Origin of the sequence: Borrelia duttonii Ly (assembly GCF_000019685.1) — a bacterium.
GTDB lineage: Bacteria > Spirochaetota > Spirochaetia > Borreliales > Borreliaceae > Borrelia > Borrelia duttonii.
The window spans coordinates 442,636-456,489 of sequence record NC_011229.1 but is presented as its reverse complement, the minus strand read 5'-3'; the positions used below and the strand labels follow the sequence as shown (position 1 = coordinate 456,489).

Here is a 13,854-nt window from a genome sequence, read left to right as displayed (position 1 = left end):
TTGTCTAGGTAATGTGTTTTTTATTATGTCTTTAATTAAGTACGGTTGTTTACGTATGGCAATTCATGATAAGTGATCTTAATTTAGATTTTGTTTTTTCATTTTTTGTTTGCATTCGTTACAATTAATTTTTGATTTTTAAGATGTGGGTTTAGGAATTGCAAATCACTAAGCGTAAGGCATTTCTTTAAATATTTGGATGTTTCTTAAAATGAGTCTTAGTAAATTGGGACCAGGAGGACTTGAACCTCCGACCTCAGGTTTATCAGACCTGCGCTCTCACCACCTGAGCTATGATCCCCTAAAATATTCTTACCCTTTAAGATTCTATTGAACTTTATTAGGTTTGTCAATATACGGTTTATTTTTCTATTATGATTTATACTATTTTTTGGATTGTTGTTTAATATATGTTTTCATTACGATAAATTTTGAATTTGGTTTTTGTTTTGTTTAGAATTGTATTAATGAATAGAGAGTTTTTTATGCAAGATGCTGTTATTGTGGCTCAGTCTTTGCTTGGACATTTATTAGTTAGAAAAATAAATGAGATAGAGATTATTTCAAGAATTGTTGAAACAGAAGCCTATATGGGTGTTATTGATAAGGCTTGTCATGCTTATGGTGGTAAAATAACGAATCGTACTAGTGCTATGTATAATGTTGGAGGATATGCTTATATTTATATGATTTATGGTATGCATTATATGTTAAATGTTGTGGCATCTGATAAACATGCTCCCCATGCTGTTTTAATAAGAGGCATTGAGCCTATTTCTCCAAAAGTTGATAGAATATTTACTAATGGACCTGGCAAACTTACTAAATTTTTAAATATAGATTTAAAATTTAACAAAATAGATTTGCTTAATGATAGTAAGCTTTTTTTAAGGAAGAGTTTATCTTTAAATTTTGAAATTGTATGTGCAAAGAGAATAAATGTTCATTATGCAGGTGAAGAGTATGCAAATAAACTTTGGAGATTTTATATAAAGGGTAATAAATTTGTTTCTAAATATTAGTTTGGTTATTGATTTTTGATAATGGGATCAATTATTTCTTTTATAAAATCTTCAACTTGGGATGATGCAAATCCTATATTTTTATTTGGATTTAAGATTTCATTTATATCTTTGGATGTTAATTTAAAACTTTTATCATTGAGAATTAATTGAATTAAATTGTTTTCATTTTTTCCTGAGTATAAATTTTCCTTTACTTGCATTGCATAAGTTCTTATCTTTTCATGTAAGATTTGTCTATCACCGCCATTTTTGGTTGCTTTCATTAGTATATCTTCTGTTAATATAAATGGCATTTCTGTTTGAACATGTTTTTCAACTATGCGTTCATTTACCTTAATATTGCTAAATATTTGATTAAGTAATATCAAAATAGCATCAGTGGCCAAAAATGCTTGAGGAATATTTAGTCTTTTGCAGGCCGAATCATCTAGGGTTCTCTCAAGCCATTGAGTTGTTGCTATAAGTCCACCACTTGATTGTAGACTTATTATGAATTTAGCAAGTGAAGCTACTCTTTCACTGTAAATGGGATTTCTTTTATAAGGCATTGCTGATGAGCCTATTTGATATTTTTCAAAATTTTCTTCAATTTCTCTAAGATGTTGCATAAATCTGATGTCATTTGTAATTTTGTGGGCACTTTGAGCTAGGTTGCTTAAAAAGTTCAGTATTGATGAATCAAATTTTCGATCATAGGTTTGACCAGTTATTTTGTAAACCTTTTCAAATCCCATTTTTTTTGCGAGATTAATATCTAAATCTTTTACTTTGTCGAAATTAGAGAGAAATAATTCTTTAAAGCTACTTTGATTACCAACTGTTCCCTTTACTCCTCTAAAACACATATTTGAAAGTATGAATTTCAGTTCTCTAAAATCAAAAATTAGACTTTGAAGCCATAAACTACTTCTTTTCCCAAGAGTTGTTAGTTGTGCTTCTTGTAAATGTGTATATGCAAGTGTTGCTAGATCTTTATATTTTATTGAAAATTGTTTTAATATTATAATAATTTCTGTTAATTTTTTTTCAATTAATAATAAAGCTTCTTTGATTTGGATTAAGTCTGTATTATCCATCAAATATGCACTTGTGACACCAAGATGTAAAATTTTTTTAGCATCTTCTCCAACTAAATCAGCATAAGCATAAAGATGTGCCATAACTTCATGTTGGAATTTTTTCTCGTATTTTTCTACGAGTTTAAAGTCAATGTTTTCAATTTGTTTAGATAGTTCATTAAGTTGATCATTATTGATGTTTATGCCTAATTCTTGTTGTACCAAAGCCAAGTTATACCATAATTTTCTCCATGTGGTATATTTAAATTTAGGTGAGAAAATATAGAGCATTTCTTTGCTTGCATATCTTGATTTTAATGGGTTTAAATATTGCTCCACTCTTGATTCCTAAAAATTGTTTTTTCTCTTTCTGATCCAACAGATAAAATTGAAATTTGGATACCTACTTCTTTTTCTATAAATTCAATATATTCTCTAGCTTCAATAGGTAAATCATCATAATTTTTGATATTGCTAATATCTTCTTTAAATCCTTTAAAAACTTTATATATAGGTCTAACTTTTTCAATTGTTTCGCAAGAAGTAGGTATATAGTCGTATATTTTACCTTGAAATTCATAGGCTGTGCAAATTTTAAGGGATTCGATATTATTTAATATGTCTAATTTTGTTAGTGCTAGATGATTTAGTTCATTAAGAGCTATTGCTTTTTTTATTGTCAAGAGATCAAGCCAGCCAATTCTTCTTGGTCTTTTTGTTGTTGAACCGTATTCTTGTCCTTTTTCTCGAATTATATCTCCAATAGAGTTTGATATTTCTGTTACAAAAGGTCCTGAGCCTACTCTTGATGAGAATGCTTTTATTATTCCAATTTTTTGTTTGATTTTTGATATGGGAATACCACATCCTGCTGCTGCTGTAATTAATGTGTTGCTTGAAGTTACAAATGGAAATGTTCCATGTTCAATATCAAGCATTGTGCCTTGTGCTCCTTCTATTAGGATATGTTTTTCTGAATTTATGGCATGATGTAATATTTTTTCTGTATTAGTAATTAAAGATTTGAGTATTTCTATATATTTTTTATATGTATTTAAAATATCGTCATAGTCTAAGGGTTTATCGTTATATATTTTTTCTATAATTTGATTTTTTTCTTCTAAATTTGTCTTTAATTTATTTGCAAAAATCTCTGTGTTTAGTAAATCAATAGTTCTGATTCCTATTCTGTTTATTTTGTCAGCGTAGCATGGGCCAATGCCCTTTTTTGTAGTGCCAATTTTATGGATACCTTTTTTTTGTTCACTAAGTTCATCAAATTTAATGTGATAGGGCATTATTATATGTGCTTTATCACTTATGAATATTTCTGTTTTGATATTATTATTTTTGAGTACTTCAAGTTCTTGAATTAAAATGAGTGGATCAATTACTACACTAGGTCCTAGTATGCATTTTGCTCCTTGCAAAACACCTGATGGTAATAGATTGAAAATGAATTTTTTGTCGTTTACAACTATTGTGTGACCGGCATTATTTCCTCCGTTAAATCTTACAACATAATCTATTTTTGATGAGAGAAAATCTATAATTTTTCCCTTCCCCTCATCACCCCATTGAGTTCCAACAACTGCATAAATTGCCATTCCTATCTCCTATTGATTTATTTTTGCTACACTTCTAAGAGTTCTATGCTTTTCATTAAAATCAATACCATATCCTACGATGAAATCATTTTGAATTTCAAAACCTGTATAATCTATTTTTATTTCTGTGAGTCTTCTAGATGGTTTGTTGAAAAGCGTACAAATTTTGATTTCTTTGGGTTTTTTAGTTTGTAAGTGTGCAATTATTTTTTTATATGTAAGTCCAGTGTCTACGATATCATCAAATATTATTACATAACAGTTTTCTATGTTAATTTCAATGTCTTTTTTTATCAACACGTTTAATGAAGATAGAGTTTTGTTGCCATAACTTGAGGCTTGCAAAAAATCTATTTTTACGTTAAGTCCAATTTCTCTTGTAATATCTGCAAAGAACATGAAAGAACCCTTGAGAAGCGATATAAAAACCACATTATTTTTGTCTTTATAATAACTTCTAATTTTTTGAGCTAGTTCTTTGATTTTACTTTTTATTTTTTTCTCTGTAAACAGAGTTGAAATCTTATCACTCATTAATCTTTACATTTAACTCTCTATTTTTAACCTTTGTAAACATAATAATTATATTTTTTTTATTAATTTAATTCAAGGCAAAACTATGCCTCGTAAATTTGATGTGATATCATTTATTTTAAAAGAGGATATTGCAATGAATGCCAATTATGAAAAGTATAAGATGTTGGTTTTTGATCTTGATGGGACTTTACTTAATAGTAAGCATGAAATTACCCCATTGACCCTTAAGGTTTTATTAAGGTTGAGAGATGATTTTCATATAATTATTGCTACTGGTAGAAGATTATATGAAATTAGGGATATTTTGCTTCAGCTTCAAGACTTAAGAATTAATGAGGGTTATATTGTAACAGCCAATGGATCTGAGGTATTTTTAAATAATGATCTTTTATTAAGATGTAGTATTGATTATGGTATAGTAAGAGAAATTTTTAAGGTAGATAGAGAAGGTATTGATATTAATCTTTATGATCTTCATGATTGGTATTCTGATAGAGAGATTAGAAGTCCAATTATGAATCATTTTATTCAAAATTTGGGAATAAAACCAATTATTACTGATTTATCTGAGCTTAAAATAAATTCTTGTTCTAAGATAGTTTATTATTCTCATGATTTACTGAGGCTTGAAGAATTTGCAAATACTCTTAGAGAGAAAAATTTTAAAGGCATAAGTATGTTTTATTCTGCTAATGATCTTTTTGAAATTACAAATGTTGATGCTAGCAAATATAATGCTATTAAAAATATTTCTTTGTGTGAATGTATTGGCGTTGATTCTATTTTGGCATTTGGTGATAATGGCAATGATTATGAAATGTTAAAAAATGTTGGTAAGGGCATTTTAATGAAAAATGCACATGATCGTGTTAAGAATAGTTTGCCAAACAATGAGCTTACAAAATTTTGTAATGATAATGATGGGGTTGCAAAATTTTTAATAGAATTTTTTGATCTTGATATTAATTAATTTTTGTTTTTATTCTTTTTTTAATCTTAAAAAAATATTTGATAAAAAGTGTAATAATGGTATTGACATAGTAAAATTAAAAGTATATATTATTTTATGTTGTATAAACGATTGGCAAGTTAGAGATGGAAGATAAAAATATGGTCAAAGTAATAAAGAGTCTATGGTGGATGCCTAGGAGCTTTAAGGCGAAGAAGGTCGTGGTAAGCTGCGAAAAGCTTGGGGGAGAAGCAAACATTCTATGATCCCAAGATTACCGAATGGAGTAATCCAATTAGTTAGATGCTAATTATCTACTGCTTATGTGGTAGAGGCTATACCAGGGGAAGTGAACCATCTAAGTACCCTGAGGAAAAGAAATCAAAGAGATTCCCTAAGTAGTGGCGAGCGAAAGGGGAGTAGCCTAAACTTTAAATGTGTCAAGCTGCAGAGCGTTGCATTTAGAGGGTTGTAGGACGCTTGGAGCTTAGTCTGCAATAAGCTGAGAAGTTACAAAATATTTATATAGAAGAATAGCTTGGAAAAGTTAGCCAGAGAAGGTGACAGCCCTGTAATTTAAATATAAATATCTTCTTAAAGATGTTCCTAAGTAGGACGGGACACGAGAAACCTTGTCTGAAGCTGGGGAGACCACTCTCCAAGGCTAAATACTATAAAGCTACCGATAGTGAAGAGTACCGTGAGGGAAAGGTGAAAAGAACCCCGGGAGGGGAGTGAAATAGAACTGAAACCGTGGACTTACAAGCAGTCAAAGCCATGATATATTCATGGTGATGGCGTGCCTTTTGCATAATGAACCTGCGAGTTATCATGTCTAGCAAGGTTAAGGCATAGTAGTGCTGGAGCCTCAGCGAAAGCGAGTCTTAAACGGGCGATTTAGTTAGATGTGGTAGACCCGAAGCCGAGTGATCTATTTATGGCCAGGCTGAAGCTTGGGTGAAACCAAGTGGAGGGCCGAACCCTAGTCTGTTTAAAAAGGCAGGGATGAGCTGTGAATAGGAGTGAAAGGCTAAACAAACTCGGAGATAGCTGGTTCTCCTCGAAATGGATTTAAGTTCAGCCTTATTTTAGTGCAATAGAGGTAGAGCACTAATTGAGCTAGGGCCTGTCAAAGGGTACCAAACTCAGTTAAACTCCGAATGCTATTGTATGATGAATAGGAGTGAGACTATGGGCGATAAGGTCCATGGTCGAGAGGGAAACAACCCAGACCAACAGCTAAGGTCTCAAAAATGTATTAAGTGGAAAAGGATGTTTAGGTACGTAAACAGCCAGGAGGTTGGCTTAGAAGCAGCCATACCTTTAAAGAGTGCGTAATAGCTCACTGGTCGAGTACTTGAGCGCCGACAATGTAACGGGGCTTAAATACATTACCGAAGCTTTGGATTCTAATTTAATTAGAATGGTAGAGGAGCGTTCTGTAAGCTTGTGAAGTTAAACTGAGAAGTTTGATGGAGGTATCAGAAGTGAGAATGCAGGTATGAGTAACGAAAAAATGGGTGAGATCCCCATTCGCCGAAAACCTAAGGTTTCCTGGGTGAAGGTCGTCTTCCCAGGGTTAGTCGGCCCCTAAGGCAAAGCTGAAGAGTGAAGTCGATGGGAAACGGGTTAATATTCCCGTACCTCTTATAGTTTCGATTGGAGTGACGCATGAGGTTAACTACTGCTAGGCGATGGTAGTCCTAGTTTAAGCATTAAGGTGTTGATTTTAGTAGGCAAATCCGCTAAAAGAGCTGAGATGTGATGATGAGTGTTGTTTTGGCAACATGAAATGTAGGTAGTCAAGGTGCCAAGAAATAACTTCTAAGGTTAGGCTATAAGGGACCGTACCGCAAACCGACACAGGTAGGTGGGATGAAAATTCTAAGGCGCGCGAGAGAATCCACGTTAAGGAACTCTGCAAAATACATACGTAACTTCGGGATAAGTATGACCTAAGAGATTAGGTAGCATAAAAATGGTCCAAACGACTGTTTACCAAAAACACAGGTCTCTGCAAATCTGTAAAGAGAAGTATAGGGACTGACACCTGCCCGGTGCTGGAAGGTTAAGAGGAGATGTTAGTGTCAAAGCGAAGCATTAAATTTAAGCCCCAGTAAACGGCGGCCGTAACTATAACGGTCCTAAGGTAGCGAAATTCCTTGTCGGGTAAGTTCCGACCCGCACGAATGGTGTAACGATTTGGACGCTGTCTCAACGTGGAGCTCGGTGAAATTGAAGTATCGGTGAAGATGCCGATTACTTGTGGTTAGACGGAAAGACCCCGTGAACCTTTACTATAGCCTGGTATTGAGGTTTGGTTAAATATGTGTAGGATAGGTGGGAGACTTTGAAGCTATCTCGTTAGGGATAGTGGAGTCGTACTTGAAATACCACCCTTGTTTAATTAAGTTTCTAACTCATAGTGATATGAGGAGAGTGCCAGGTGGGTAGTTTGACTGGGGCGGTCGCCTCCCAAAGAGTAACGGAGGTGCGCAAAGGTTACCTTAGAGTGGTTGGAAATCACTCTGTAAGTGTAAAGGCATAAGGTAGCTTAACTGTGAGACTGACAAGTCGAGCAGATACGAAAGTAGGTCTTAGTGATCTGGCGGTGGCGAGTGGAAGCGCCGTCACTTAACGAATAAAAGGTACTCCGGGGATAACAGGCTTATCCTTCCCAAGAGTTCATATCGACGGAAGGGTTTGGCACCTCGATGTCGGCTCATCGCATCCTAGGGCTGGAGCAGGTCCTAAGGGTATGGCTGTTCGCCATTTAAAGCGGTACGCGAGCTGGGTTCAGAACGTCGTGAGACAGTTTGGTCCCTATCTGCCACAAGCGTTGGATATTTGAGAGGCTCTATCTCTAGTACGAGAGGACCGAGATGGACGAACCTCTGGTTTACCAGTTATCCTGCCAAGGGTAAGTGCTGGGTAGCTACGTTCGGAAGGGATAACCGCTGAAAGCATCTAAGTGGGAAGCCTTCCTCAAGATTAGATATCCTATTAGAGGGTCCTGGAAGAATACCAGGTTGATAGGTTAGAAGTGTAAGTATAGTAATATATTAAGCTGACTAATACTAATTACCCGAATCTTTGACCATATTTTTGTCTTCCTGTAAATACCCTGGTGATTAAAGAAAAGAGGAAACACCTGTTATCATTCCGAACACAGAAGTTAAGCTCTTATTCGCTGATGGTACTGCGAGTTCGCGGGAGAGTAAGTTATTGCCAGGGTTTTTTTCGTTTTATTGTACTGTTAGTGTTTATTTTAAAACATGTAAGTAGCATAATTATGCGCAATTTGAAAATTTTTTTATTTGTACTTTTTTTTTCTTATATTAGTTTGTCAGCCAAACAAACTCTAAAATTTAAGCTTGTAGATCAATATTATCCTTTATATTACAAAAATAAAGAAGGTAAGATGACTGGTATGATTTTTTATCTTCTTAACAAATGGGCACAGGATCATCATTATGAAATTAGTGTAGAGGCCATTGATTATCTTGATCAAAGCAAAATAGAAGATGATGTGGTTTATTTGGGATTAACATATAATTCTGATTTAAGTGAACATCTGTATTTTAAAAATGAAATTGGCAAATGTGTAACGGCATTGGTTTATAATTCAAAGGAAAATCAAAAAATTACAAATCCATCTCTTTCAAAAGAATTTCGTGTAGGAGTTGTAAAAAATAGCATATATAAAGATATTTTGAAGTTGCATGGTCATATTGATAATGTTTTTTCATTTTCAGATACACAACAGTTATTTTCAGCATTAAGAGATAACAAAATTGATTTAATATATGGAAGTTACAAATCATTGTATTTTTTATGGCATATTTATTTTGATCCATCTTTTTTAAAAGTATTTAATTCTGACTATTTTTATAGTTTTGGCATACGGGTTGCTATTAGTAAAAAAGCTGTTAATGAACTGAAGAGTTTAGATATTGATCTCTTGAGTTATATGAAAGCTCTCTCTAAAAGCGAATATGCTTCTTTTAAGGAGTTAGATTACTTATTTAATCTTGATGTTGGAATATATAATGATTATCCTCCTTTAAGTTTTATTAATTCTAAAGGTCAATTATCAGGAATTTTAGTTGATTTATGGAATGATCTCTCTAGAGAATATGCTTTTTCTTTAAAATTTGTAGGATTTCCAAAGGAAAGTATTAAACTGAGTCTGGATGATAAAGATATATCTGTTTGGGGTGGTATTATTGAAGATAATAATATTTTGACTTCAAAAATCTATAAAGTAACAGATCCAATATGTATGCTTGATTTTAATTTTTACTTAACGAATTCTAGAAATAGTGATAAAATCTTAAATTCACAAATTGTTGATTTTCACTTAAGTGGTATAAGGTTAGATAAAAATACAGACATAGTTAATAATTTTGCAGATATAATAAATAATTCATATGGTTTTATAGAAAATTCAATTACTACAAATTATCTATTGAGGTTGCATGGGTATAATAATATATTAAAATTTAAAGATTTAAGTTTTAACGTGCAAAAACCTTTAATATTAGCTAGTAATATTCGCAAATTGCAGTTGTTCTCGTATATGCTAGATGCATTAACATCAAATATCTTATTTGATACTTTATTAGAGATAGATAAAAATTGGTTTACTCAAAATGAGATTGAAGATTATCAAAGTAGTTGTTATAGCCATGTAAATAGCAGTAATTTTAATATTGAAGAAAAAATTTGGTTGGAGCACAATAAAAAATTAAATCTTGCTGTTAAGAATTGGTATCCTGTTGATTATGTAAATTCTGGTCGTTATAAGGGAATAAATGAATGGTTAATTAAAAAGATAAAAAGATTAACAAATGTGGATTTTAATATTATTAATGTACGTGAGCGGGAACTCAAAGATTTAATTAAGAATGGTCAAATAGATATTTTGTCTTCTAATTTGGATAGTGCAAATTTAGATTATTTTTTTAATATTAAATCAGTTTCAGGAATTCCTTTATATATTTTTTCACAAAAAACTAATTTATTTATTCCCAAATCATCTGATCGTATAGCAGTGCTTAACTTTTTATATTCTAATAAATTGGAAACCCAAATAGGAGCACAATTAGTACAAGTAGAGAGTTTTAAAGAGGCTTTGGATTTGATATACAAGAGAGAAGTTGATGGAATTCTTAGTGATGAGTATACTGCTACTGTTAATTTTGAAGATTTAAATGTTAGAGATCTTGAAAAAATTGTTAATGTGTCGGATTTATCATTTAATTTGAATATTGCTGTTTATAATCAAGATTATATTTTAAGAAGAATTATACAAAAAATTTTATTCCGAACAAATGTTAATAATAAATTATATTTTGATGATTGGGTATTTAATGTTCATGAAAGTTCTAAAGACATGAAATTAAAAAAATCTGGTATATTAGTCTTAGCGATTGTTTTTTTTGTTTTAACTATTTTAATGTTTTTCTTATTCAGATTATTGAAAGAAATAGGATTTAGAAAAAAAATGTATTCTTCTGTAATTAGTGAAAAAAAAGTTATTGAAGATGCTATTGTTGCTAAGACTATTTTTTTAGCAAGTATGAGTCATGACATTCGTACTCCCATTAATGGCATAATAGCAGCTACCGAACTTCTAGATAATACAGATCTTTTAGGTGTTCAAAAAGAATATGTGCAAATGATCAATTATTCATCTACTTCATTACTTTCTTTGATTGATGAAATATTGTATATCTCTAAAATAGATATGAATGGTATATATATTGAAAATAATGAAATAAATCTAGAATATGAGATTGAAGAAGTTGTAAAAAGTTTTCAGTCTCAAAGCGCAAAACATAATCTTGATTTAATTTTTTATTCAAAATCAGATTTAAATAATTATTTGATAGGAGATAGGTCTAGACTTAAGAAAGTACTTATTAATTTGATAAGCAATGCTTTTAAGTTTACTAAGGAAGGAATCATAATTATAAACTATGAAATTATATGTACTAGAGAAGGTGATAATGGTGATAGAATTTTTACCATTGAATTTAAAGTAATTGATACTGGTAAAGGAATTAAAAAAGGAAATATACCCGTAATATTTGAATTATTCAAACAGGGAGATGACTTTGATGCAAAAGAATATGAAGGAACGGGACTTGGACTTGCAATATCTAGAAAGCTTGTCAGTTTAATGGGTGGTCCTGGTATTACTGTTGAGAGTGAGGTGGGCAAAGGGACAACTTTTTCATTTATGTTGCCTTTTGTTTTAGGTAATGAGATTAATGATAAAGAGAAAAGTAAATTTAAATTGATTAGGAATAAAAAGATTTTAACTTTATTTTCAAGTAATAAAGCTGTTGTCTTGTTAAATGAAATAAGTGAAATCCTTGATTATAAGGATAACGTACGTAATTTTTATTCTTATGAGGATGCTTATGAAGAATGTTCTAAATATCCTTATTATGATTTTATTTTTATAAATGTTGATAATGCGGATTTACAAAAGTGTTTAAAATTTGCTGAACGGCTTGAAAAATTAAATTTAGATGCAAAAATAGTATTTGTGTTCTATTATTTAAAGAATGAAGAGATCATTGATTTTAAATACGAATATATTCAAAAACCTTTTAAAAGGTGGGATTTTTATTCTGATTGGATTATAAATGGTTCACTTGTAGATGCTCCATTAATTGATGATTCTGGAATTTTCAAGCTTAAGGATAATATTTGTATATTGATAGCCGAAGATAATGAGATTAATCAAAAAATTTTAAAAAATATTTTGATTGTTATAGGCGTTAGAGAAGATTCTATTGATATTGTGGATGATGGTTTTAAGGCCATTGATTATTTAAAAACCAATAGATATGATATTGCTTTTGTTGACATAAGAATGCCAAAATGTGATGGATTTACAGTATCTGAAGAAATACGAAGATATGAAAAACAAAATAATTTAAATTCATGTGTGTTAATAGCTGTTACTGCACATGCTTTAAGGGAATATAAAGATAGGTGTTTGGAGAGTGGAATGAATGATTATCTTGCAAAACCCATACATATTAAGTCGATTAAATATATATTAAAAAAATATTTATATATTGATGAGGTTAAGAATAATAATATTATAGAATATAAAAATTTCGATAAATTGGATGATTTGGATATTAATCGTGCTTTGCAAGATTTGGATATTTCGTATGACATGTACATTGATTTATGTAGAGGTTTTGTTGTCATGAGTGATAATATTATACGTGATTTGGATGAGGCATTTAATTTAAATAATGTGGTATTAATAAAAGAGTTGGCACATTCAATAGCAGGTGCTCTTGGTAATATGCGTAGTAATTTATTTGATGATTTTAAACAAATTGAAAATGGTACAGATTCAATAGAGGAATTAAGAGTACTATATTCTAAAGCACGTCAAAATTTGATTATGCTTGTTAAAAATATAAGAGATCGGATATTAAATGTTGTTGATATTGATGATTATGAAAAATTAGAATTTCAAAGTAATAATGACTTTTTAATTATTATGCAAAAACTTTTAAATGAGATAGAAAATAGAAATCCAAAAGAATATAAAAAAATTCTTGAAACCCTTAAAAAATATCATTGGGATGATGATAATATTGTGTTATTTGATTCTCTTGTTGAATGTTTAAGGGTATATAATTTTAAGGAAAGTGTTAACATTATCAAACGTATGATGAGCCATAATAGAATAGGGAAATTGTGATGAAAGGTATAATTTTAGATAACTTTGATGAAATTGCGATTGAACCTCAAAAGTTATTACTTGTAGATGATACGCCTACAAATTTAGATTTGTTACTAGATATTTTGCAAAATGATTATGATATTAGAGTTGCGCTAAATGGATTTGATGCTTTAAAACAGGTGGAAATTGATAAACCAGATTTAATACTTCTTGATGTGTTGCTTCCAGATGTTAGTGGTTATGAAGTTTGTAGAAGACTTAAAAATGATCCTGAGACTAGAGATATTTCTGTGATATTTATAAGTTCAAGAAATTCTACTGATGCACAACTTGAAGGATTTAATGTTGGTGGTGTAGATTATATTTTAAAACCTTTTAATGGAAGGATTATTAATGCCAGAATTAAGACTCATCTTGAACTTAAAAGGCTTAGGGATTATTTTAAAAATCTTTCAAGAATTGATGGCTTAACTCAAATTCCTAATAGAAGGTTTTTTACAGATAAATTTGCTAAATCGTGGATGCAAGCATTAGAACATCAAGATAATGTTATTGTGGGAATGTTAGATATTGATTATTTTAAGAAATATAATGACAATTATGGACATACCAATGGTGATGAATGTCTTAAATTAATAGCCAAAAGTTTAAATAGGATTGCTATTAAATATAAGATAGATGTTGCACGTTATGGTGGTGAGGAGTTTATTTTATTTTCTGTCAATAAAAGTTTAGAAGAAATGATTAAGATTGTTAGTTTTTTAATTGAGGATATTAGAAATTTAGGAATAGTTCATGAGTATAGTGATATTTCTCATTTTGTTACAGTTTCAATTGGACTTGCAGAACAAGTTCCGCAAGATTCCAATTTTACTAATATTATTAAACTTGCTGATGATAAGTTATATGAAGCTAAAATTTCGGGACGTAATCAATTTAAATATTAATCATGAAAATA

General features: G+C 30.8%; 7 protein-coding genes, 1 tRNA gene and 2 rRNA genes. 6 read left to right on the top strand and 4 right to left on the bottom strand.

Annotated features, from left to right (window positions below; translation table 11 throughout):
• Positions 1 to 227 precede the first annotated feature (227 nt).
• Positions 228 to 301 (bottom strand) — tRNA-Ile (locus BDU_RS02095).
• A 166-nt stretch (positions 302 to 467) separates the two neighbouring features.
• Here BDU_RS02095 and BDU_RS02090 point away from each other — a divergent pair.
• Complete coding sequence (locus tag BDU_RS02090) at positions 468 to 1,022, top strand: DNA-3-methyladenine glycosylase (protein WP_041177781.1); 555 nt, start codon at positions 468 to 470, stop codon at positions 1,020 to 1,022.
• 5 nt (positions 1,023 to 1,027) lie between these two features.
• Here the strand turns inward: BDU_RS02090 and purB are convergent, their stop codons facing one another.
• From purB to hpt, 3 genes are read right to left on the bottom strand one after another with little or no spacing between them, the layout of a single operon-like run.
• Positions 1,028 to 2,422 carry an adenylosuccinate lyase gene (gene purB, locus BDU_RS02085; RefSeq protein ID WP_012538179.1) on the bottom strand — a complete coding sequence of 465 codons (1,395 nt, stop codon included), beginning with the start codon at positions 2,420 to 2,422 and terminating at the stop codon, positions 1,028 to 1,030.
• Positions 2,407 to 3,690 carry an adenylosuccinate synthase gene (locus tag BDU_RS02080; protein WP_012538178.1) on the bottom strand — a complete coding sequence of 428 codons (1,284 nt, stop codon included), beginning with the start codon at positions 3,688 to 3,690 and terminating at the stop codon, positions 2,407 to 2,409. Before BDU_RS02080 ends, purB begins: the two co-directional genes overlap by 16 nt.
• Positions 3,691 to 3,699: 9 nt before the next feature.
• On the bottom strand, positions 3,700 to 4,224 hold the full coding sequence (gene hpt, locus BDU_RS02075) for a hypoxanthine phosphoribosyltransferase (RefSeq protein WP_012538177.1): 525 nt from the start codon (positions 4,222 to 4,224) through the stop codon (positions 3,700 to 3,702).
• Positions 4,225 to 4,360: 136 nt separating this feature from the next.
• On the opposite strand from hpt, the gene BDU_RS02070 reads away from it, so the two are divergent.
• The 5 genes from BDU_RS02070 to BDU_RS02050 all read left to right on the top strand — a co-directional run bounded on the left by BDU_RS02070 (position 4,361) and on the right by BDU_RS02050 (position 13,843).
• Positions 4,361 to 5,197, top strand: coding sequence for a Cof-type HAD-IIB family hydrolase (locus BDU_RS02070; RefSeq protein ID WP_041177712.1), 837 nt, complete (start codon positions 4,361 to 4,363; stop codon positions 5,195 to 5,197).
• Positions 5,198 to 5,339: 142 nt separating this feature from the next.
• A 23S ribosomal RNA gene (locus BDU_RS02065) occupies positions 5,340 to 8,277 on the top strand.
• Between the two features lie 22 nt (positions 8,278 to 8,299).
• Positions 8,300 to 8,410 (top strand): 5S ribosomal RNA (rrf, locus tag BDU_RS02060).
• Positions 8,411 to 8,597: 187 nt separating this feature from the next.
• Positions 8,598 to 12,914 (top strand): response regulator, encoded by a 4,317-nt coding sequence (locus tag BDU_RS02055; RefSeq protein ID WP_449727619.1) that lies wholly within the window; start codon positions 8,598 to 8,600, stop codon positions 12,912 to 12,914.
• Positions 12,914 to 13,843: a diguanylate cyclase gene (locus tag BDU_RS02050; RefSeq protein WP_041177711.1), complete on the top strand. Its 930-nt coding sequence runs from the start codon at positions 12,914 to 12,916 to the stop codon at positions 13,841 to 13,843. Before BDU_RS02055 ends, BDU_RS02050 begins: the two co-directional genes overlap by 1 nt.
• Positions 13,844 to 13,854 lie beyond the last annotated feature (11 nt).